The organism is Xanthomonas sp. NCPPB 3005, assembly GCF_041228095.2.
Classification (GTDB): domain Bacteria; phylum Pseudomonadota; class Gammaproteobacteria; order Xanthomonadales; family Xanthomonadaceae; genus Xanthomonas_A; species Xanthomonas_A bonasiae.
The window spans coordinates 2,147,021-2,168,051 of the sequence record NZ_CP166096.2; the positions used below are offsets into that span (position 1 = coordinate 2,147,021).

A 21,031-nucleotide genomic window follows, 5' to 3' on the forward strand; every position below is an offset into this window, starting at 1 on the left:
ACGGGCGCCGCATCTGCGCGTCCGCCGTCCCGATCCTGTAACAAAGCGCTGCGCCGGATACGGGCAGTGGCCGTGCGTCCGTGCTGGCTGCCCGTGCGCCGCCGTGGCGTGTTGTAAAAATAAAACGCCCGGGGTAACTTGCGACGACGCCACACGAGTTCTTCGCATGGCTGTATCGCCCCTGGTCGGCCTGTCGACCGATCGCAAGCTCATCGGCCAGCATCCGTTCCTGGTCGCTGGAGAAAAGTATCTGCGTGCCGCGGTCGATGGCGCCGGCGTGACGCCGGTGCTGCTGCCGTCGCTGCAGCCGCCGGTCGCACCGCGCGACTGGCTGGCGCGGCTGGACGGCCTGTTGCTGACCGGCGCGGTCAGCAACATCGAACCGCATCACTACGGCGACGAACCCAGCTGGCTCGGCAATCCGCACGATCCGGCGCGCGACGCCAACACGCTGGACCTGATCCCGCAGGCGATCGCGCTCGGCCTGCCGATCCTGGCGATCTGCCGCGGCTTCCAGGAAGTCAACGTGGCCTTGGGCGGCAGCCTGCACCAGAAAGTACATGCGGTGCCCGGCCTGTCCGATCATCGCGAGGACACCCAGGCCGCGCTGGACCTGCAGTACGCGCCGGTGCACGAGGTCACCCTGAGCGAAGGCGGCTGGCTGGCGGACATCGCCGGCAGGGAGCGGGTGCGGGTCAACTCGCTGCACGGGCAGGGCGTGGCCCGGCTCGGCGGCGACCTGATCGTGGAGGCGCGCGCGCCGGACGGATTGATCGAGGCGTTCCGCGGTATCGGTCCCGGCTTCCTGCTGGGCGTACAGTGGCATCCGGAATGGCGCGTCCTCGACGACCCGTTCTACCTGGGCATCTTCCAATCCTTCGGCGATGCCTGTCGCCACTACGCGGCTCGCCGCACGCACTGAATCGAATTCCCCCATGGCCAGCCGACCGCGCTCCCGCAAGAACACCCCCGAACAGCAGGAAAGCTCGCTGCGCCGTTGGCTGAAGGATCGCCACATCACCGAAGTCGAGTGTCTGGTGCCGGACATCACCGGCAACGCGCGCGGCAAGATCATTCCCGCGGCCAAGTTCTCCCACGACTACGGCACGCGCCTGCCGGAGGGCATCTTCGCCACCACCGTCACCGGCGAGTATCCCGACGACTACTACGACCTGACCTCGCCGTCGGACTCGGACATGCAGCTGCGCCCGGACCCGGATACGGTGCGGATGGTGCCGTGGGCCACCGACCCCACCGCGCAGGTGATCCACGACTGCTACACCAAGGACGGCCAGCCGCACGACCTGGCGCCGCGCAACGTGCTGCGCGGCGTGCTGCAGGCGTATGCGGCGATCGGCTTCAAGCCGGTGGTGGCGCCGGAGCTGGAGTTCTTCCTGGTGCAGAAGAACACCGATCCGGACTTCCCGCTGCTGCCGCCGGCCGGCCGCTCGGGGCGGCCGGAGACGGCGCGGCAGTCGTACTCGATCGACGCGGTCAACGAGTTCGACCCGATCCTGGACCTGATGTACGACTACTGCGACGCGATGGAACTGGACGTGGACACCTTGATCCACGAATCCGGCGCGGCGCAGCTGGAGGTCAACTTCACCCATTCCGATGCGCTGTCACGCGCCGACCAGGTGTTCCTGTTCAAACGCACGATGCGCGAGGCGGCGATGCGCCACGGCGTCTACGCCACGTTCCTGGCCAAGCCGATGGAGAACGAGCCGGGCAGCGCGATGCACATCCACCAGAGCCTGGTCGACAAGCACGGCAAGAACGTGTTCAGCGGGCGCCGCGCCGGCGAGTACAGCCGCACCTTCGCGCACTACCTGGCGGGGTTGCAGAAGTACGTGCCGATGGCGATGGCGCTGCTGGCGCCGAACGTCAATTCCTACCGCCGGCTGATGTTCGGCGAGGTGTCGCCGAGCAACGTGCTGTGGGGTTTCGACAACCGCACCTGCGGGCTGCGGGTGCCGATCGACACGATCGAGAACATGCGGGTGGAGAGCCGCTTCGCCGGCTCCGACGCCAATCCGTACCTGGCGATGGCGGCGACGCTGGCCTGCGGGTTGCTGGGCATCCGCGAGAAGCTGGAGCCGACCGCGCCGATCAGCGGCAACGGCAAGGAGATGGGCTACCAGTTGCCGCGTTCGCTGGGCGAGGCGCTGGACGAGCTGGAGCGGTGTACGCCGCTGCAGGAGATGCTGGGGCCGCGTTTCGTGCGCGCCTACATTTCGGTCAAGCGCAAGGAATACGAGACGTTCTTCCGGGTGATCAGTTCGTGGGAGCGGGAGTTCCTGTTGTTGAACGTGTGAGTCCGCCCTTGTTTGCGATGGCGGATTGAGAAGGCTGCAGTCGCCAGCTGTTGCTGTTGCTGTTGCTTTGCGTTTGATCTGCCGGGCCCCCTCAGCGCGGCAGACCCGGCGGGCGAATACCCGAAGGGCGGCGCGCAGGATGCGCGACGTTTTTCGTTGGCACATGGATGTGCCATCGAAAAATGCCCGTCGGGGCTGCGGACCCGGAGCGCGCAGCGCGGAGGGCGCGCTGCGGGGTGTGCTTTCTTTTGGTTACTTTTCTTTGCACAAGCAAAGAAAAGTGACTCGCGCTCAAGCGCGAAAGATTTTGCTCTTGTTTTGCTTGTATGGCTTAAAGCAGCAGCAACGGCAACGAAGGAGCAGGAGCAGGAGCAAAGCTTTCGCCTTGCGGCGAGTCACTTTTCTTTGCTCGCGCAAAGAAAAGTAACCAAAAGAAAGCGCGCCCTGCCTCGCGCCCTCCGCGCTGCGCGCTCCAGGTCCGCGTCCATGACGGGGATTCGCGGAAGGGGCATCCTGCCCCTGCCGCGAACGGCGCACATCCATGTGCGCCGCCCCTGCGGGGTTTTTCCCCGCCATGGCCGCCGCTGCGGAAGGGAACCCGGTAAGTCAAAGGCGAAAGCAACAGCAACAGCAACAGCGAAAGGCAAAGGCGGAAGCAACAGCCGCAGCAAAAGCGAAGGGCAAAGCGACAGCGAAAGCCAAGGCGAAGGCGACAGCAAGAGCGGCAGCAGGAACACAGCAACAGCACAGCACCACCAGACACAGCACCAGAGCATGGAGTCGACATGGATCGGATAGAAACGCGGGCCCTGCAGGACCTGGATGCGGCGCATCACCTGCACCCGTTCAACGACAACGCCGCGCTTGCCCAGAAGGGCACGCGCATCCTCACCCGCGGCGACGGCGCCTATGTCTGGGATGCCGACGGCAACCAGCTGCTCGACGCCTTCGCCGGGCTGTGGTGCGTCAACGTCGGCTACGGGCGCAAGGAACTCGGCCAGGCCGCCGCGCGGCAGATGGAACAGCTGGCGTACTACAACAGCTTCTTCCAGTGCACCACCGAGCCGACCATCCGCCTCGCCGCCAAGCTCGCCGAACTCACCCCCGGCGACCTCGACCATGCCTTCTTCACCAACTCCGGCTCCGAGGCCAACGACACCATCCTGCGCCTGGTGCGGCACTTCTGGGCCGTGCAGGACCAGCCGCAGAAGAGCATCTTCATCGGCCGCCACGACGGCTACCACGGCACCACCATGGCCGGCGCCAGCCTCGGCGGGATGAAGGGCATGCACCGCCAGGGCGGACTGCCCATTCCCGACATCCACCATATCGACCCGCCATACCCGTTCGGCGACGGCGGCGACCTGGATCCGGAGGAATACGGCCTGCTGGCCGCGCGCCGGCTCGAGGACAAGATCCTGGAACTGGGGCCGGAACGCGTGGCCGCGTTCATCGGCGAGCCGATCATGGGCGCGATCGGCGTATATATCCCGCCGCGCAGCTACTGGCCGGAGATCGAGCGCATCTGCCGCCGCTACGACGTGCTGCTGGTCGCCGACGAAGTGATCTGCGGCTTCGGCCGCACCGGCGAATGGTTCGGCGCGCAGCACTTCGGGTTCCAGCCCGACGTGATGACCATCGCCAAGGGCATCACCTCCGGCTACATCCCGCTCGGCGCGGCGATGTTCGGCAAGCGCGTGGCCACGGTGCTGAAGGAGCAGGGTGGCGAGCTCGCGCACGGTTGCACCTATTCGGGGCATCCGGTGTGCGCCGCGGTGGCACTGGAGAACCTGCGCCTGCTGCAGGATGAGGGCATCGTCGAACGCGCGCGCAGCGAGATCGCGCCGTACCTGGCGCAACGCTGGGCCGAGCTGGGCGAGCACCGGCTGGTCGGCGAAGCGCGCATCGTCGGCATGATCGGCGCGCTGGAACTGGTCCCGGACAAGCCGCGCCGGCACTATTTCCCCGACCGCGGCAAGGTCGGCGCGCTGTGCCGCGACCATGCGCTGCGCCGCGGCCTGATCCTGCGCGCGACCAACGATGCGATGCTGCTGTCGCCGCCGCTGATCCTCAGCCGCGCCCAGGTCGACGAATTGTTCGACAAGGCCTGGCTGGCATTGGAGGACACCGCCCAGGCGCTGGGCAAATAGGCCGGCGCTGGTTAGTCTGGGCCGGTTGGCCTGGACCCGTCCGCGCGACGCCGCGGCGTGTATCTTCCGATCTTCCCCATGGACCTGCGGAGACCTGCAATGAAGCTGCGACTGCTCACCCTTTCCCTCTCTGCGGCGCTGCTCGCCTCCTGTGGCGGTTCCGGCGGCGGCGAAGGCGGCAAGCCCGCGGCGGGCGAGGACCAGGTCCTCAACGTCTACAACTATTCGGACTACATCGCCGAGAACACCGTGCCCGCGTTCGAGAAGGCCAGCGGGGTCAAGGTCACCTACGACGTGTTCGACAGCGACGAGATGGTCGAGACCAAGTTGCTGGCCGGCGGCAGCGGCTACGACGTGGTGGTGCCGACGCTGAACTTCTTCGGCCGGCAGATCCAGGCCGGCGTGTTCCTGCCGCTGGACAAGAGCAAGATCCCGAACCTGGCCAATCTGGATCCGGAGATCATGCAGCGCATCGCGCAGCAGGATCCGGGCAACAAGTACGGCGTGCCGTACATGGTCGGCACCACCGGCATCGGCTACAACGTGGACAAGGTCAAGGCCGCGTTCGGCAGCACCGACATCGCCAACAGCTGGGACCTGGTGTTCAAGCCGGAGAACATCGCCAAGCTCAAGGATTGCGGCGTCACCATCCTGGACACGCCGTCGGACCTGATCCCGATCGCGCTGCACTACCAGGGCGAGGATCCGCACACCACCGACAGCGCCAAGATCGAGAAGGCCGCCGCGCTGATCAAGAGCATCCGCCCGTACGTGCAGAACTTCCACTCCTCGCAGTACGTGACCTCGCTGGCCAATGGCAGCACCTGCCTGGCGGTGGGCTGGTCCGGCGACATCATCCAGGCGCGCGACCGCGCCGAAGAGGCCAAGAACGGGGTGAAAGTGGCCTATTCGATCCCCAAGGAAGGCGCGCCGCAGTGGTTCGACATGCTGGCGATCCCGAAGGATGCCAAGCATCCGGAGAACGCCTACAAGTTCATCAACTACCTGCTGACGCCGGAGGTGGCCGCGGCCAACTCCAACTTCATCCACTACGCCAATCCGGTGCCGAAGGCGACGCCGCTGGTGGATGCGGCGATCCGCAACGACCCGACCATCTATCCGCCGCCGGAGGTGGCGGCGAAGATGTTCACCTATTCGATCAACCCGCCCGAGGTGGACAAGCTGTATACCCGCCTGTGGACGGAGATCAAGACCGGCCGCTGAGCCGGTCGCGTCCGTGGTCCATGGCGCCGCGCTTCGGCGCGGCGCCTGCACGCAGTACGGCCGCGCCGCGCGCGGCCGCCAAAGGGGAGGACCACCGGGACGCGCGCCAGCGCGGCGTCCCGCCAACCGCTGCCCGCAATGGGCGGCATGGAGACGACGATGAAGCGGCGAGCGATAGCGGGAATGGTGGCGGTGCTGTGCCTGGCGGGCTGTGGCGGATCGGGCCGGCAGGACGGCGCGGCGGAGGCGGCGGGCGGCGGCGATGCGAAGCAACTGAACGTCTACAACTGGTCGGACTACATCGCCGAAGGCACCGTGCCCGGCTTCGAGCGGCATAGCGGTATCCACGTCACCTACGACGTGTTCGACAGCAACGAGGTGCTGGAAGCCAAGCTGCTGGCCGGCGGCAGCGGCTACGACGTGGTGGTGCCGTCGCTGAGTTTCCTCGGCCGGCAGATCCAGGCCGGCGTGTTCCTGCCGCTGGACAAGAGCAAGATCCCCAACCTGGCCAATCTGGACCCGGCGATGATGCAGCGCATCGCGCAGCAGGATCCGGGCAACACCTACGCGGTGCCGTACCTGTGGGGCACCACCGGCATCGGCTACAACGTGGACAAGATCCAGGCCGCGTTCGGCAGCACCGACGTCGTCGACAGCTGGGACCTGGTGTTCAAGCCGGAGAACCTGGCCAAGCTCAAGGACTGCGGGGTGACCTTCCTCGACACCGCCTCGGAGATCGTGCCGACGGTGCTGCACTACCTGGGCGAGGACCCGAACAGCACCGACCCGAAGGTGATCGCAAAGGCCGCGGCCAAGCTCAAGGAAATCCGCCCCTACATCCAGAATTTCCATTCCTCGCAGTACATCGACGCGCTGGCCAAGGGCAGCACCTGCCTGGTGGTGGGCTGGTCGGGCGACATCCTGCAGGCGCGCGACCGTGCCGAGGAGGCCAAGAATGGCGTGCACATCGCCTATTCGATTCCGAAGGAAGGCGCGCTGCAGTTCTTCGACATGCTGGCCATCCCCAAGGACGCCAAGCATCCGGAGCAGGCCTACCAGTTCATCAATTACCTGCTGACCCCGGAAGTGGCCGCGGCCAACACCAACTTCGTCAGCTATCCGAACGCGGTGCCCAAGTCGATCCCGCTGATCGATGCGGCGATCAGCGGCGACCGCACCATCTACCCGCCGGCGGAAGTGCAGGCCAAGCTGTTCGCGCTGGCGGTGATGCCGCCGGAAGTGGACCGCCAGTACACGCGGTTGTGGACCGAGCTGAAGACCGGGCGCTGAGCGACGTCGCAGCAAAATGATTTCCCTCTCCCCACGGGAGAGGGGTAGGGGTGAGGGTACGGCGCGAAGCGCCTCGCCGAATTGGGCGTACGAGGCTGCGCCCGTACCCTCATCCGGCCCTGCGGGCCACCTTCTCCCGGTGGGAGAAGGAACAGCCGGTGCTGTGCCTTAGCCCTCTCCCGCGGGAGAGGGGAGGAGTGAGGGTGCGGCGCAAGCGGAAGGCCTGAACAGCACCCTGCACGCGATGCGCCTGGCCACATCCCATTGGCCATCGTTGCAGCCGGCGAGGATCGTGCCGAGGAGTTGCTTGCAGGGCGCCTGAACGCCACCGCCAGTCGCACTCACGCGATCTCGACTCGCCGGTACAGACACTTGTACAGTCCGCCGTACGCCACCGTCTGGTGAGCGCGCCGCGCGCAGTGCGTTGCTGTCCCTGCACCGTCAAGCGCACCGGCGACGATGGTCCCAACCCCCAGGAACCTGCGACTTTGAGCACCCACGACCCAGATCCCGCGCAGACGCAACGACAGGCGGCTTCGGACGAGGCGCGGGCCGCGCCGGCCCAGCACGACGGCCAGAACGACGCCAATCAGCCCGACAAGCCGTCGCCGCTGAAGAATCCCAAGGTGAAATGGACGTTGCTGCTGATCGGCCTGGCGGTTGCGATCGGCTTGATCGTGTGGCTGATCTATTACCTGACCACCGGCCGCTACCTGCAGGAAACCAACAACGCCTATCTGCAGGCCGATGCGGTGGCGGTGGCGCCGCGGGTCAACGGCTACGTGACCGGCGTGTTCGTCGGCGACAACCAGACGGTCAAGGCCGGGCAGCCGTTGCTGCAGATCGACGAGCGCACCTACCGCGCCACGCAGCAGCAGGCGCAGGCCGTGGTCGCAGTACGCCAGGCCGATATCGCCGCTGCCGAGGCCGGCCTGCAGGCGCAACGCGCGACCCTGCTGCAGGCGCGCACCCAGGTTACTGCGGCCGCGGCCAGCCTGCGCTTCGCCCAGGGCGAGGCCAAGCGCTTCGCGCCGCTGGCCGCGTCAGGCGCCGACACCCACGAGCACTACGAGAGCATCGTCCACGATCGCGATCGCGCCCAGGCCCAGTACGACGCGGCCAAGGCCCAGGTGGTCGCTGCCGAGAGCCAGGTGCAGGGCGCCAGCGCGCAGCTCGACCAGGCCCGCGCCGGGCTGCAGCAGGCGCAGGCCGACGCCGACCAGGCGCAGGTGGCGATGGACGATACGCGGCTGACCGCGCGCATCGACGGCCGCATCGGCGACAAGACCGTGCAGGTCGGCCAGTTCGTCGCCGCCGGCACCCGGCTGATGAGCGTGGTGCCGGTCGATGCGCTGTACCTGAGCGCCAATTTCAAGGAGACCCAGGTCGGGCTGATGCGGCCCGGGCAGCCGGCGCGGATCGAGGTCGATGCGCTGTCCGGGGTCGCGCTGGACGGCGTGGTCGAGAGCATCGCGCCGGGCACCGGCTCGCAGTTCGCGCTGCTGCCGCCGGAGAACGCCACCGGCAACTTCACCAAGGTGGTGCAGCGGGTGCCGGTGCGGATCCGGCTCAAGGCCGGCGCCGAGGCGCGCAAGGTGCTGGTGCCGGGCATGTCGGCGACGGTCACGGTGGACACGCGCGCGGCCAAGGACGCCAAGGACCGGGTCGAGCAGGAAGGCAAGCAGGGCGAGGGCACGCCGTGAACGAGGCCGCCGCTGCGCCGGCGGCGGGTGCCGGCGCACAGCAGAAGGCCGACGCCGGCGCGTGGCTGGCGGTCGCGGCCGGCACCATCGGCTCTTTCATGGCGACGCTGGACATCTCCATCGTCAACGCGGCGTTGCCGACCATCCAGGGCGAGGTCGGCGCCAGCGGCACCGAAGGCACCTGGATCTCCACCGCCTACCTGGTCGCCGAGATCGTGATGATCCCGCTGACCGGCTGGTTCGTGCGCACCCTGGGGCTGCGCAACTTCCTGCTGATCTGCGCGCTGCTGTTCACCTTCTTCTCGGTGGTGTGCGGGCTGTCCAACAGCCTGACCATGATGATTCTCGGCCGCGTCGGCCAGGGCTTCGCCGGCGGTGCGTTGATCCCCACCGCGCTGACCATCGTCGCCACGCGGCTGCCGCCGGCGCAGCAGACCATGGGCACCGCGCTGTTCGGCATGACCGTGATCCTGGGACCGGTGATCGGGCCGCTGCTCGGCGGCTGGCTGACCGAGAACGTCAGCTGGCACTACGCGTTCTTCATCAACGTGCCGATCTGCGCCGGGCTGGTGGCGCTGCTGCTGCTCGGCCTGCCGCACGAGCGCATGAACCTGCGCGGGTTGCTCGACGCCGACTGGCTCGGCATCTTCGGGCTGACCGCCGGGCTCGGCGCGCTGACCGTGGTGCTGGAGGAAGGCCAGCGCGAGCGCTGGTTCGAATCCTCGGAGATCGTGCTGCTGAGCCTGCTCTCGCTGGTCGGCTTCGTCGCCCTGGTCGCCTCGCAGTTCGTCAGCCGGCAGCCGGTGATCCGCCTGTCGATCCTGCTGCAGCGCAGTTTCAGCGCGGTGTTCGTGATGGTGATGGCGGTGGGCATGATCCTGTTCGGGGTCATGTACATGATCCCGCAGTTCCTGGCCACGATCTCCGGCTACAACACCGAGCAGTCCGGCTACGTGGTGCTGCTGTCCGGCGTGCCGACGGTGCTGCTGATGCCGCTGATGCCGAAGATGCTGATGCGCGTGGACGTGCGCATCCTGGTGATCGGCGGGCTGAGCTGCTTCGCCATCGCCTGCTTCGTCAACATGCGCCTCAGCGCCGATTCGGTGGGCATGCATTTCGTGATCGGCCAGCTGCTGCAGGGCTGCGGCCTGGCGCTGGCGATGATGTCGCTGAACCAGGCCGCCATCTCGTCGGTGCCGCCGGAGCTGGCCGGCGATGCGTCCGGGCTGTTCAACGCCGCGCGCAACATGGGCGGCTCGATCGGGCTGGCGCTGATCTCCACCTTCCAGGAGCGGCGCATGGTGTTCCACACGCAGATGATCGGCAGCGGCACCAGCGCCAATTCGCCGCTGGCGCAGGACTACCTGCATGGCCTGGCCGCGCAGCTGCAGTCCGCTTCCGGCGCCGGCGCGGCGATGCAGTCGGTGGCGCAGCTGGCGCGCATGGTGCAGCAGCAGGCGCTGGTGATGACCTACAACGACCTGTTCTGGATCTTCGGGGTGATCGTGGTGTGCACGATTCCGCTGGGACTGCTGCTCAAACCGCTGCCCAAGGGCGGCGCTCCGCTTGCGATGCATTGAGGATTCCATGGCTCAGCGTTTTTCCCGTGTGCTCGTCCCCGCCGCGCTGCCGCTGCTGCTGTCGGCCTGCGTGCTCGGCCCGAACTACGTGAAGCCGCCGCCGGTGGCCGAGGCGGCGCAGGCGCAGCCGCAGCTGCATCGCGCCGACGCGGTCGCCGCCGCGGCTGGTGTGGTGCCGGCGCCGCCGCCGCAGCGCTGGTGGGAGGCGTTGCAGGACCCGCAGTTGAACGCGCTGGTCGAACAGGCGCTGCAGAACAGCCCGAACCTGCGCGCCGCGCAGGCCAAGCTGCGCGCCTCGCGCGCGCTGGTGCAGCAGCGCCATGCCGAGCAGCTGCCCAGCGTCGGCGCCAATGCCGCCTATCTCAACGCCAGGGCGCCGGACGCGCTGGTCGACGGCCTGGGCAGCGTCGCCGCCGGCAGCGGCCAGCCGTTGTCCATCGATCCGCATGCGCAGCTGTACAGCGTCGGCTTCGATGCCAGCTGGGAACTGGACTTCTTCGGCCGCCGCCGCCGCGCCAGCGAAGGCGCGCTGGCCGATGCGCAAGCTGACGAGGCCGAGTTGGCCGACACCCAGGTGCAACTGGCCGCCGAAGTTGGACAGGCCTACCTGGGCTATCGCGCGACCCGCGAGCGCATCGCCATCGCCCAGCGCAACCTGGAGGCGGCGCGGCAGACCCTGCAATTGACCCGGCAGCGCCGCGAGCGCGGCGCCGATGCCGACCTGCAGGTGGAACGCGCGCAGGCGCAGCTGCAGCAGCAGGAAGCGGTGTTGCCGGACCTGCAGGCGCAGGCGAAGGAGGCGCTGGACCAGCTGGCGCTGATGATCGGCCGCGAGCCGGGCGCGCTCGACGCCGCGCTGGCCGCGGACCGGCCGTTGCCGACGCTGCCGGCGGTGGTGCCGGTGGACGATGCGGGTGCGTTGATCCGCCGCCGCCCGGACGTGCGCCGCGCCGAACGCCAGCTGGCGTCTTCGTCGGCGCAGATCGGACAGGCGCTGAGCGCGTACTTCCCGCAGGTCACCCTGCTCGGCAACATCGGCATGGCCGCGACCTCGCCGGGCGACCTCGGCAGCGATGCGATCAACAGCGTGGTCGCGCCGTTCCTGCGCTGGTCGATCTTCGATTTCGGCGCGACCAGGGCCAAGGTCGAACAGGCCCGCGCCGGCAACGAGGCGCGCCTGGCCGCCTACGAAGGCACCGTGCTGGCGGCGCTGCAGGACGCCAACAGCGCGCTCGCTCGGTTCGGCGCCGCGCGCCAGCAGGCGCTGGCCGCGGCCAAGGCCGAAGCCTCGGCGGACCGTTCCGCGGCGCTGCTGCAGCAGCGCTATGCGGCCGGCGCCTCGTCGCTGATCGATGCGCTGGACGTGCAGCGCCAGCAGGCCTCGGCGCAGGACAGTGCAGTGCAGGCGCGGACCCAGGTGCTGTTGCGCTACGTGGCGCTGCAGAAGAGCCTGGGCCTGGGCTGGGCGCCGCTGCCGGCGCAGACGCCGCCAGCGGCGCAATAGACGCCTGCGCCGCGGTATCGCCGATGCGGTGGCCGCGGCTACACTGGAGTCGGCCGCGCAATCCCGGCAGCATCGGCGAACGCGCGCCGCGGTGTCTTCCACGGGGAGCAACAGATGGCGTTGAGCGAAGCGAGATCCGATCTTCCGCCGATGGCGATCGCGGCGGCGGCGGCGCCGCCGGCCAAGGGCAGCGGTTACCTGTCCATCGCCGGCCTGCGCAAGGAATTCGACGGTTTCGTCGCGCTCGACGATGTCGACCTGGACATCCGCAAGGGCGAGATCTTCGCGCTGCTCGGCGGCTCCGGCAGCGGCAAGTCCACGTTGCTGCGCTGCCTGGGCGGATTCGAGCAACCCAGCCGCGGCCGCATCGTGCTCGACGGCCAGCCGCTGGACGGCCTGCCGCCGTACGAGCGCCCGCTCAACATGATGTTCCAGTCCTATGCGCTGTTCCCGCACATGACGGTGGAGCAGAACATCGCGTTTGGGCTGAAGCAGGACGGCCTGTCGCGCGCGGCCATCGCCAAGCGCGTCGGCGAGATGCTGGAACTGGTGCAGCTGGGCAAGCTCGGCAAGCGCAAGCCGCACCAGCTGTCCGGCGGCCAGCAGCAGCGCGTGGCGCTGGCGCGTTCGCTGGCCAAGGGGCCGAAACTGCTGCTGCTGGACGAACCGATGGGCGCGCTGGACAAGAAGCTGCGCTCGCAGATGCAGCTGGAGCTGGTCGGCATCATCGAAACCTCCGGGGTGACCTGCGTGATGGTCACCCACGACCAGGAGGAGGCGATGACCATGGCCACCCGCATCGCGCTGATGGATGCCGGCTGGATCCAGCAGGTCGGTACCCCGGACGAGATCTACGAGCAGCCGGCCAACCGCTTCGCCGCCGAGTTCATCGGCTCGGTGAACCTGATCGACGCGGTCATCGACGAGGACCTGCCGGACTACGTGACCCTGCGCACCGGCGCGTTTCCCGACAGCATCTACGTCGGCCACGGCATCACCGGCATCACCGGGCAGCCGGTCTCGTTCGCGGTGCGCCCGGAGAAGCTGGGCATCGGCAAGGATGCGCCGGCGCAGGCGCACAACAAGGCGCAGGGCACGATCGAGGACATCGCCTACTTCGGCAGCCATTCGGTCTATCACGTGCGCCTGCCCAGCGGCTTCAAGCTGATGGCCAACTTCGCCAACCGGCAGCGCTGGGCCAGCGACAACCTCACCTGGGGCGATGCGGTGTGGGTGTGGTGGGGCGACAACGACGGCGTGGTGCTGACCGCATGAGCGCGCCCGCCGCCGCCGCGCCTGCCGTGCAACCCGCGGCGTCGCCGCGCACGCTGCTGCAGCGGCTGCGCAAGCGGCGCCTGCCCGGCGCGCGCTGGCTGGTGATCGCCGCACCGTACCTGTGGTTGCTGTTGTTCTTCGCGATCCCGTTCCTGATCGTGCTGCGCATCTCCTTCGCCGAACAGGCGATCAGCAGCCCGCCGTACAGCGACCTGCTGGACTACAAGGACGGCGTGCTGACGCTGAAGTTCACCCTGCAGAACTACCTGGCGCTGGTGCGCGACAACCAGTACATCGAAGCCTACTGGGGCTCGATCAAGATCGCCGGGATCTCCACCCTGTTGACCCTGTTGATCGGCTATCCGATGGCCTACGTGATCGCGCGCATGTCGCCGTCGGCACGCAACATCGCGATGATGCTGGTGGTGCTGCCGTCGTGGACCTCGTTCCTGATCCGCGTCTACGCCTGGATCGGCATCCTCGACAGCAACGGCGTGCTCAACCGCGCGCTGCTGGCGCTGGGGCTGATCGAGCAGCCGCTGCGCATCCTGTACACGCCGATCGCCGCCTACATCGGCATCGTCTACTGCTATCTGCCGTTCATGGTGCTGCCGCTGTACGCCACGCTGGTGAAGCAGGACCACCGCCTGCTCGAGGCCGCCTACGACCTGGGGGCGCGGCCGTGGAAGGCGTTCGCGACCATCACCTTGCCGATGTCGCGCCCGGGCATCGTCGCCGGCTGCATGCTGGTGATGATCCCGGCGGTGGGCGAGTTCGTGATCCCGGAAATGCTCGGCGGGCCGGATACGCTGATGATCGGCCGGGTGCTGTGGGGCGAGTTCTTCAACAACCGCGACTGGCCGGCGGCCTCGGCGGTGGCGATCGCGATGCTGGCGCTGTTGATGGTGCCGATCCTGATCTTCAACCGCTACCAGCAACGCCAGCTCGAAGGCGGCCAGGCATGAGCGCGCTGCGCGGCGGGCGCGTGCTGCGCTGGACGGTGCTGACCGGCGGCTTCGCCTTCCTGTACCTGCCGATCCTGCTGTTGATGGTGTACTCGTTCAATGCCTCCAAGCTGGCCACGGTGTGGGCCGGGTTCTCCACCAAGTGGTACGGCGAGCTGCTGCGCGACCGGCAGATCCTGCAGGCGGCGTGGATCAGCCTGAAGGTGGCGTTCTGGACCGCCACCGGGTCGATGGTGATCGGCACGCTGGCGGCGATGGTGATGACCCGTTTCCGCCGTTTTCCCAGCAAGAGCCTGTTCGGCGCGCTGGTGACCGCGCCGCTGGTGATGCCGGAGGTGATCATCGGCCTGTCGATCATGATGATGCTGGTGTCGATGGGCGGGCTGATCGGTATCCCGCCCAAGGGCGTGACCGCGATCTGGGCCGCGCATGTCACCTTCACCCTGTCCTTCGTCACCGTGGTGGTGTCCTCGCGCCTGCAGGAGCTGGACCGCTCGCTGGAAGAGGCGGCGATGGACCTGGGCGCGAACCGGCTCAAGGTGTTCTTCCTGATCACCTTGCCGATCATCGCCCCGGCGCTGGTGTCCGGCTGGCTGCTGGCCTTCACCCTGTCGCTGGACGATGTGGTGATCGCCAACTTCGTCGCCGGGCCCAACTCGACCACGCTGCCGATGACCGTGTTCTCCTCGGTGCGGATGGGCTTGAAGCCGAAGATCAACGCGCTGGCCACGCTGATGGTGCTGGCGGTGTCGATCGCCGCCTTCGTCGGCTGGTGGCTGATGGCGCGCAGCGAGAAGCGCCGCCAGCGCGACATCCAGCTGGCGCTGCAGCAGGGCGGTTAGCGGAGTGCTGCTTTTCTGCAGGAGCGGCTTCAGCCGCGACCGGGCGTTACCGGTGACGTCCGGTCGCGGCTGAAGCCGCTCCTACAAGAGCCGCCGTCGCCGCAGAACGCTGCGGTCCATCGCGGTCGCCGCTTCGCCACGCCGCCGCAACCTTCGCGGCGCTAGGCTGGGCGGACTTTTTCCAGGAGTCCGTCGCGATGCCTTACGACACCGTCAATCCCGCCACCGGCCAGGTCGAATACAGCCTGGAGCTGATGGATGCCGCCGCCGTCGAGCGGCGCCTGGCCGCGTCCGCGCAGGCCTTTCCCGCATGGGCGCAGACGCCGCTGGAACAGCGCGGCGCGCTGTTGCGGCAGGTCGGCGTGCAGTTGCGCGCGCGCCGCGAGGAGATCCAGCGGCTGATGACCGCGGAGATGGGCAAGCTGCGCAAGGAGGCGCTGGCCGAGGTCGACAAGTGCGCCGATGCCTGCGACTACTACGCCGAGCACGCCGCCGACTACCTGCGCGAGCAGCCGATCGCCACCGATGCGCAGCGCAGCTACGTGCGCTACGAGCCGCTGGGCTGCGTGCTGGCGGTGATGCCGTGGAACTTCCCGATCTGGCAGGTGTTCCGCTTCCTGGCGCCGGCGCTGATGGCCGGCAACGTGGCGCTGCTCAAGCACGCCAGCAACGTGCCGCGCTGCGCCGATGCGATCCATGCGGCACTCGCCGCGGCGGGCGTGCCCGATGGCGTGTTCGACGTACTGCACATCGACAACGACCAGGCCGCCGAGGTGCTGCGCGACGCGCGCATCGCCGCGGTGACGCTGACCGGCAGCGAGCGTGCCGGCCGTTCCATCGCCGCCAACGCCGGCGATCAGCTGAAGAAGTGCGTGATGGAACTCGGCGGCAGCGACGCCTTCGTGGTGCTGGACGACGCGGATCTGGACATCACCGTGGCTGCGGCGGTGAAGTCGCGTTTCGACAACGCCGGGCAGACCTGCATCGCGGCCAAGCGTTTCGTGGTGGTGGAGGCGATCGCCGACGACTTCGTGCGCCGTTTCGTCGCCGCGGCGGCCGAGCGCCGGCTCGGCGATCCGCAGGACGAGGCGACCACGCTGGCGCCGATGGCCCGGCAGGACCTGCGCGACGAACTGCACAAGCAGGTGCAGGCCAGCATCGCCAAGGGCGCCACGGCGCTGCTAGGCGGCGCCCCGGACACCGGCACCCACGCCGGCTATCCGGCCTCGATCCTGGATCACGTGGTGCCGGGCATGCCTGCCTACGACGAGGAACTGTTCGGCCCGGTCGCCGCGATCCTGCGCGTAGCCGACGAAGCCGAGGCGGTGCGCGTGGCCAACGACACCAGCTTCGGCCTGGGCGGCAGCGTGTGGAGCGCCGACCGCGCCCGTGGCGAGCGCGTCGCCCGCCAATTGCAGTGCGGCGCGGCGTTCGTCAACGCCATCGTCAAGAGCGACGTACGCCTGCCGTTCGGCGGCATCAAGCGCTCCGGCTTCGGCCGCGAACTGGCCGAGCATGGGATTCATGAGTTCATGAATATCAAGTCGGTGTATGTGGGTTGAAGCCGGGAATCGGGAATGGGGAGGGGAGTAGGGAATCGGAAAAGCAGCGCTACGCGCCTTTCCCTTCTGCGATGAGTTCACGGCTTTGCGCCTGTGACTCGGAATAGGCCGGCGAGCGTGGGTCAGCGACGCAACGCTCTTCCCATTCCCGATTCCCGTTTCCCCATTCCCGCCGCCGCACCGCGGCGGCTCACAGCCACCGCGCCCGCTTGAACGCCAGATACAGCCCCAGGCAGACGACGCCGACGCCGCCGATCATCAGCGGGTAGGCCCAGGGCCATTCCAGTTCCGGCATCTGCTTGAAGTTCATGCCGTACCAGCTGGTGATCAGGGTCGGCGCGGCCAATAGCGCGGCCCAGGCGCCGAGGCGCTTGACCGTCTCGCCCTGGGCCAGGGTCACCAGCGACAGGTTCACGCTCAGCGCGGTGCCGAGCATCTCGCGCAGGGTGTCGATCGCCTCGTTGGTACGCACCGCGTGGTCGAGCACGTCGCGCACGTACAGCCGCACTTCGTCGGGAATCAGCGGGCCGGGGTTGCGCTTGAGGTGGGCGAGCACGTCCTGCAGCGGCGCCACGCCCAGGCGCATCTGGTTGAGCTCGCGCTTGAGTTCGTACAGGCGGATCGCGGTGTCGCGCCGGTAGGCCTCGGCGAAGATGTCCTTCTCCAGCCGCTCCAGGCTCTGCCGGAATTCGTCCAGGATCGGCTGGTAGTTGTCGACGATGTAGTCCAGCACCGCGTACAGCGCGTAGGACGGGCCGAGCTGCATCAGCGCCGCCTCGCGCTCCAGGCGTTCGCGCACCGGCGCGTACGGCAGCGAGGCGCCGTGGCGCACGGTCAGCAGGAAGCGCGCGCCGAGGAAGGCGTGGGTCTCGCCGTAGACGATGCGCTCGCCGATCACCTGCGCGGTGTGCACGGCCAGGAACAGCGAATTGCCGTAGGCCTCGACCTTGGGCCGCTGGTGCGCCTTGCGCGTGTCCTCGATCGCCAGGTCGTGCAGCTGGAATTCGTCCTGCAGCTGCTGCAGCACATGGTCGGCGGGTTCGTACATGCCGACCCAGACGAAGCCGTCGTCGCCGGCCAGCACGTCGCTGATCTGCTCCAGGGCGATGTCGTGGCGGCGGCCGTGACCGTCGTAGTGCACGCAGTTGATGACGCAGGCGGGATTGGCGGGGACGGTGACCATGGGCAGCAATGGTGTGCGGGCGGGATCAGCGCTGCAAGCGGCGCCGCGTGAACGTCCAGGCCAGCGCGGCGTGCACCGGCAGCAGCAGGGCGATCCACTGCAGGTTGAATTGCGGCTGCAGCATCGACAGCCAATGGATCAGCAATGCCGCGCCGGCCAGGGCGACCACCAGCCACAACACGAGGCCGAACCAGCGTCCGGGCGGGCGACCGCGCAGCTGCGCGATGGCGCCGCCGACCAGCAGCAGGCACAGCGGGTCGAGCAGCAGCAGGTTGCGATTGGCCCAGGCCGCACGGTGGTCGCTGAAGCCCCACAGGTACAGCAGCACACCGCCGCCGAGCGCGCACAGCAGCCAGAACGGCAGCGCCAGCGCCGCCAGCCAGCGCGGCCGCCGTGCCAGCGCGACCACGCCGACGGCGACCAGCAGCCCGGCCAGCAGCCACGGCCACCAGTGCCGCGCCTGTTCCTGCGGTTCCGGCGCCAGCCGCTGCGGCAGCACCTGCTGGCGCGACTGCACCAGCGGGCGCCCGGCGCTGTTGCGTACCTCGCCCAGGCTCTCGGCCAGGCGCATCGGCACGAACGCCTCTTCCCAGCGCGACAGCGGCTTGTCGGCGAACGGGCCCAGGCCCAGGTCGAAGCCCAGCCACATCCATGGCGCCGGCGAGGCCAGCCGCACCGATTCGCTGCGATAGGTGTTGCCGCGCGAACGCCCCGACAGCTGCGCATGCAGCGTGCCGCCCAGCGCGCGGTCCAGCGCGTCGCGGACCATCGTGGCGCAGTTGGCGGTGTAGTAGTCGTAGCGGTAGCGCGCGTTTTCCGGCCGCGCGCGCCAGGCCAGCGCCTGCTGCAGCGCGCGTGCCTGCGCCGGTTCCATGTCCAGCCACTGGATGTCCACGCCGCGGCCGGCATCGCGGTACTGCGCCAGATCGTCCTGCAGCGGCAGGGCGACCAGGTAATACATCATGTCGCCGGCGGCGAAGCGGCTGACGAAGTCGGGCTCGCTGGGATCGAAGAAGCCGAAGTTGTACGAGGTGGCCTGGCCGCTGCGCGGATCTACCACCACGATCGCATCGTGGCCGAAGCGTTCGAAGAACACCTCGCCCGGCTGCATCGTGGCCACGCCGATGCGCGGCGCCGGTGCGGACGCGTCGGTGCTGGGCGGACCGGCGACGGGCGCCGCGGCGGAGGCGGGCGCCAGCGCCGGCGGCGCGGCCAGGTCCGCGTCGCCGGCCTGCGCGAACGCGAACGCCGCGCAGCAGGCCAGCAGCGTGCCCAGCAGCCATTGCGGCCAGCCGCGTGCCGGCCAGCGCGACAGCGGGCGGGCGATCAAGCGTCTTCCTGCGGGTCGGGCGGCAGGATGGTGACGTGGAAGGCCTGCACCCGGCGCGCGTCGGCGCGCGCCACGCGGAACGCGAAGCGTCCCAGGGTCAGCTCCTCGCCGGTTTCCGGCAGGTGGCCGATGGCCTCGGTGACCAGACCGCCGACGGTGTCGTAGTCGTCGTCGGAGAAGTCGGCGCCGAAACGTTCGTTGAAATCCTCGATCGGGGTCAGCGCGTCGACCACGTACTGGCCGTCGGCCTGCGCGGCGATCAGCGAGGCTTCGTCCTCGGCGTCGTCGTGCTCGTCGTCGATCTCGCCGACGATCTGCTCCAGCACGTCCTCGATGGTGACCAGGCCGGCGACGCCGCCGTACTCGTCGACCACGATCGCCATGTGGTTGCGCGAGAGCCGGAACTCCTTGAGCAGCACGTTGAGCTTCTTCGACTCGGGGATCAGCACCGCCGGGCGCAGCAGCTCGCGCACCGTGCCCGGACCGTGGTCGGCGACCACGCCGCGCAGCAGGTCCTTGGCCAGCAGGATGCCGAGGATGTCGTCCTTGTTCTCGCCATGCACCGGGAAGCGCGAATGGCCGGATTCGACCACCTGCTTCATCAGGTCGAGAAAGCGCGCTTCCGCCGACAGCGACACCATCTGCGAGCGCGAGACCATCACATCGCCGACGGTGAGTTCGGACACCGACAGCGCGCCTTCCATCATGCGCAAGGTGTCGGCGGCGATCAGCCCGTCGTGCTGGGCGTCGCGCAGCACCTCGACCAGGTCGTCGCGGGTGTGCGGGTCGCCGGAGAAAACCGAGCTCAGGCGTTCCAGCCAGCCGCGGCGTTTTTCGTGGGTTTCCTGAGAGGAGCTACTAGAGTCGTCTTCTGACATGTTCTATGGATACGGCACCCGGTCTGCCGGGCGATGTGCGCAAGTCTAGCAGGGCCAATGGGACAGAGCCGCGACGCCGGCGGCGGCCGCGGCGGCGCGCGCGGGGGCGGGTTCAGCCGCCGCTGGCGGGTGTGTGCAGCGGGTCCGGCGCCGGCGGCGCGTCCGGGTCCTCCGGCAGGTCCAGGCTGTAGCTGCAACCGGCCAGGGTCTGGCCGGGGTGCGACTTCACCGTGGACAGGCTGAGGATGATCGATTCGATCATCGGCTCGCCGGTCTTGGGATCGGTCACGTCGCGGCTGACCAGCTCGCGGCCGAACATCGCCTTGTCCGGCGTGTCCACCGCCGCTTCCAGCTGCAGTTGCTTGGCCAAGGGGCGCGGATCGGGCAGGTCAAGGATCGCCATCACGCTGGCGCCGGCGAAGGCGATGCGCGTGGTGCTGTGGCCGAATACCTGGATCGGCCGCACCAGTTCGTATTCGCGCATGAACAGGTTGGACTGCGGCAGCGGCCGCCAGCCCTGCGCGACGGCTTTCAGCGGATCGGCCAGCAGCGGCCCCAGCGCGGCGAAATCGGCCACGCGCTGGCGGCATTCGAGCAGCGCCGGCAGGTCGATGGCGGGTGCAGGGGCGGGTGCGGGAGCGGCCGCAGCGGGCAGCGCGGCCGCGAGCGCGAACAGAAGCAACGATGGACGGATCAACGCGCTGGACCTCGGGCCGGAAAGCGGGAGTCGCGGCGCAGCGGCCGCGCGGCAACGTTAGCGCCCGCGCCAGCGCTTGACCAGCCAGTGCCGCGCGCTGGACAGGGTCAGCAGCGCGCTGGCCAGGTACAGCACGGACAGCGCAGCGAGCGTGCCGCCGCTGTCGAGCTGGGTGTTCAAGTGGCGGCAGCATAGCCACGCGCCGATCGACAGCGGACACAGCAGCGCGACCCGTCCGCTGTGGGCGGCGACGCGCACCGGGCCGCCGACCCGCGCTTGCCGCCGGCGCAGGTAGAACCAGCGCCAGGCGCTGGGCGTGGTCGCCAGCACCAGCAGCGCGGGTGCGCCCAACCAGGGCAGCAACGGTTCGGGCAGGCCGCCGCTGCCGGCGAACAGCGGCGCCGGACGGATCAGGCCAAGATAGACGGAGGCGGTCAGGCCGATGCCCCACAGGGCCGCGACGAAGCCATGCCATCGCGCTGGGCCTGGGCGGGTTTCCACCTGTGTGACTGGTGCTGGTTCGAACATCC

At 68.7% G+C, this 21,031-nt stretch carries 17 protein-coding genes; 12 read left to right on the forward strand and 5 right to left on the reverse strand.

What is annotated here, in order from left to right; translation table 11 throughout:
• The first annotated feature begins 166 nt into the window (after positions 1-166).
• The 12 genes from AB8810_RS09205 to AB8810_RS09260 all read left to right on the forward strand — a co-directional run bounded on the left by AB8810_RS09205 (position 167) and on the right by AB8810_RS09260 (position 16,413).
• Positions 167-922: a gamma-glutamyl-gamma-aminobutyrate hydrolase family protein gene (locus AB8810_RS09205; RefSeq protein ID WP_179565701.1), complete on the forward strand. Its 756-nt coding sequence runs from the start codon at positions 167-169 to the stop codon at positions 920-922.
• 13 nt (positions 923-935) lie between these two features.
• Positions 936-2,318 carry a glutamine synthetase family protein gene (locus tag AB8810_RS09210; RefSeq protein ID WP_369916334.1) on the forward strand — a complete coding sequence of 461 codons (1,383 nt, stop codon included), beginning with the start codon at positions 936-938 and terminating at the stop codon, positions 2,316-2,318.
• Positions 2,319-3,103: 785 nt separating this feature from the next.
• Positions 3,104-4,468 carry an aspartate aminotransferase family protein gene (locus AB8810_RS09215; RefSeq protein ID WP_179565488.1) on the forward strand — a complete coding sequence of 455 codons (1,365 nt, stop codon included), beginning with the start codon at positions 3,104-3,106 and terminating at the stop codon, positions 4,466-4,468.
• A 99-nt stretch (positions 4,469-4,567) separates the two neighbouring features.
• Positions 4,568-5,692: a polyamine ABC transporter substrate-binding protein gene (locus AB8810_RS09220; RefSeq protein ID WP_179565486.1), complete on the forward strand. Its 1,125-nt coding sequence runs from the start codon at positions 4,568-4,570 to the stop codon at positions 5,690-5,692.
• A 159-nt stretch (positions 5,693-5,851) separates the two neighbouring features.
• A complete protein-coding gene (locus AB8810_RS09225) occupies positions 5,852-6,982 on the forward strand; it encodes an extracellular solute-binding protein (RefSeq protein ID WP_179565484.1) in 1,131 nt (376 codons plus the stop codon).
• A 488-nt stretch (positions 6,983-7,470) separates the two neighbouring features.
• Positions 7,471-8,685 carry an HlyD family secretion protein gene (locus tag AB8810_RS09230; RefSeq protein WP_369916335.1) on the forward strand — a complete coding sequence of 405 codons (1,215 nt, stop codon included), beginning with the start codon at positions 7,471-7,473 and terminating at the stop codon, positions 8,683-8,685.
• Positions 8,682-10,265 (forward strand): DHA2 family efflux MFS transporter permease subunit, encoded by a 1,584-nt coding sequence (locus AB8810_RS09235; protein WP_179565480.1) that lies wholly within the window; start codon positions 8,682-8,684, stop codon positions 10,263-10,265. Before AB8810_RS09230 ends, AB8810_RS09235 begins: the two co-directional genes overlap by 4 nt.
• Positions 10,266-10,272: 7 nt before the next feature.
• Positions 10,273-11,769, forward strand: coding sequence for an efflux transporter outer membrane subunit (locus AB8810_RS09240; protein WP_369916336.1), 1,497 nt, complete (start codon positions 10,273-10,275; stop codon positions 11,767-11,769).
• Between the two features lie 150 nt (positions 11,770-11,919).
• A complete protein-coding gene (locus tag AB8810_RS09245) occupies positions 11,920-13,044 on the forward strand; it encodes an ABC transporter ATP-binding protein (RefSeq protein WP_191824253.1) in 1,125 nt (374 codons plus the stop codon).
• The gene (locus AB8810_RS09250; protein WP_191823933.1) at positions 13,041-14,009 is read left to right on the forward strand and encodes an ABC transporter permease subunit; all 969 of its coding nucleotides are present in this window, start codon (positions 13,041-13,043) and stop codon (positions 14,007-14,009) included. The genes AB8810_RS09245 and AB8810_RS09250 overlap by 4 nt, the downstream gene beginning before the upstream one ends.
• Complete coding sequence (locus tag AB8810_RS09255) at positions 14,006-14,851, forward strand: ABC transporter permease subunit (RefSeq protein ID WP_179565474.1); 846 nt, start codon at positions 14,006-14,008, stop codon at positions 14,849-14,851. The genes AB8810_RS09250 and AB8810_RS09255 overlap by 4 nt, the downstream gene beginning before the upstream one ends.
• Before the next feature lie 197 nt (positions 14,852-15,048).
• On the forward strand, positions 15,049-16,413 hold the full coding sequence (locus AB8810_RS09260) for an NAD-dependent succinate-semialdehyde dehydrogenase (protein WP_191823934.1): 1,365 nt from the start codon (positions 15,049-15,051) through the stop codon (positions 16,411-16,413).
• Between the two features lie 190 nt (positions 16,414-16,603).
• Here AB8810_RS09260 and AB8810_RS09265 read toward each other — a convergent pair whose 3' ends face one another.
• The 5 genes from AB8810_RS09265 to AB8810_RS09285 all read right to left on the reverse strand — a co-directional run bounded on the left by AB8810_RS09265 (position 16,604) and on the right by AB8810_RS09285 (position 21,002).
• The gene (locus AB8810_RS09265) at positions 16,604-17,596 is read right to left on the reverse strand and encodes a magnesium and cobalt transport protein CorA (RefSeq protein WP_369916337.1); all 993 of its coding nucleotides are present in this window, start codon (positions 17,594-17,596) and stop codon (positions 16,604-16,606) included.
• A 25-nt stretch (positions 17,597-17,621) separates the two neighbouring features.
• Positions 17,622-18,812: a DUF4105 domain-containing protein gene (locus tag AB8810_RS09270; protein WP_318241164.1), complete on the reverse strand. Its 1,191-nt coding sequence runs from the start codon at positions 18,810-18,812 to the stop codon at positions 17,622-17,624.
• Positions 18,813-18,922: 110 nt separating this feature from the next.
• Entirely contained in the window at positions 18,923-19,804 is an 882-nt protein-coding gene (locus tag AB8810_RS09275; RefSeq protein WP_369916338.1) for an HlyC/CorC family transporter, read from the reverse strand.
• A gap of 112 nt (positions 19,805-19,916) precedes the next feature.
• Complete coding sequence (locus AB8810_RS09280; RefSeq protein ID WP_369916339.1) at positions 19,917-20,501, reverse strand: hypothetical protein; 585 nt, start codon at positions 20,499-20,501, stop codon at positions 19,917-19,919.
• A gap of 57 nt (positions 20,502-20,558) precedes the next feature.
• A complete protein-coding gene (locus AB8810_RS09285) occupies positions 20,559-21,002 on the reverse strand; it encodes a hypothetical protein (RefSeq protein WP_369916340.1) in 444 nt (147 codons plus the stop codon).
• Positions 21,003-21,031 lie beyond the last annotated feature (29 nt).

What these genes read in the sequence shown, in the direction of transcription:
- AB8810_RS09205 (WP_179565701.1), top strand. Translation starts at nt 167, where the DNA reads ATGGCTGTATCGCCCCTGGTCGGCCTGTCGACCGATCGCAAGCTCATC.
- AB8810_RS09210 (WP_369916334.1), top strand. Translation starts at nt 936, where the DNA reads ATGGCCAGCCGACCGCGCTCCCGCAAGAACACCCCCGAACAGCAGGAA.
- AB8810_RS09215 (WP_179565488.1), top strand. Translation starts at nt 3,104, where the DNA reads ATGGATCGGATAGAAACGCGGGCCCTGCAGGACCTGGATGCGGCGCAT.
- AB8810_RS09220 (WP_179565486.1), top strand. Translation starts at nt 4,568, where the DNA reads ATGAAGCTGCGACTGCTCACCCTTTCCCTCTCTGCGGCGCTGCTCGCC.
- AB8810_RS09225 (WP_179565484.1), top strand. Translation starts at nt 5,852, where the DNA reads ATGAAGCGGCGAGCGATAGCGGGAATGGTGGCGGTGCTGTGCCTGGCG.
- AB8810_RS09240 (WP_369916336.1), top strand. Translation starts at nt 10,273, where the DNA reads ATGGCTCAGCGTTTTTCCCGTGTGCTCGTCCCCGCCGCGCTGCCGCTG.
- AB8810_RS09245 (WP_191824253.1), top strand. Translation starts at nt 11,920, where the DNA reads ATGGCGATCGCGGCGGCGGCGGCGCCGCCGGCCAAGGGCAGCGGTTAC.
- AB8810_RS09250 (WP_191823933.1), top strand. Translation starts at nt 13,041, where the DNA reads ATGAGCGCGCCCGCCGCCGCCGCGCCTGCCGTGCAACCCGCGGCGTCG.
- AB8810_RS09255 (WP_179565474.1), top strand. Translation starts at nt 14,006, where the DNA reads ATGAGCGCGCTGCGCGGCGGGCGCGTGCTGCGCTGGACGGTGCTGACC.
- AB8810_RS09260 (WP_191823934.1), top strand. Translation starts at nt 15,049, where the DNA reads ATGCCTTACGACACCGTCAATCCCGCCACCGGCCAGGTCGAATACAGC.
- AB8810_RS09265 (WP_369916337.1), bottom strand. Translation starts at nt 17,596, where the DNA reads ATGGTCACCGTCCCCGCCAATCCCGCCTGCGTCATCAACTGCGTGCAC.
- AB8810_RS09275 (WP_369916338.1), bottom strand. Translation starts at nt 19,804, where the DNA reads ATGTCAGAAGACGACTCTAGTAGCTCCTCTCAGGAAACCCACGAAAAA.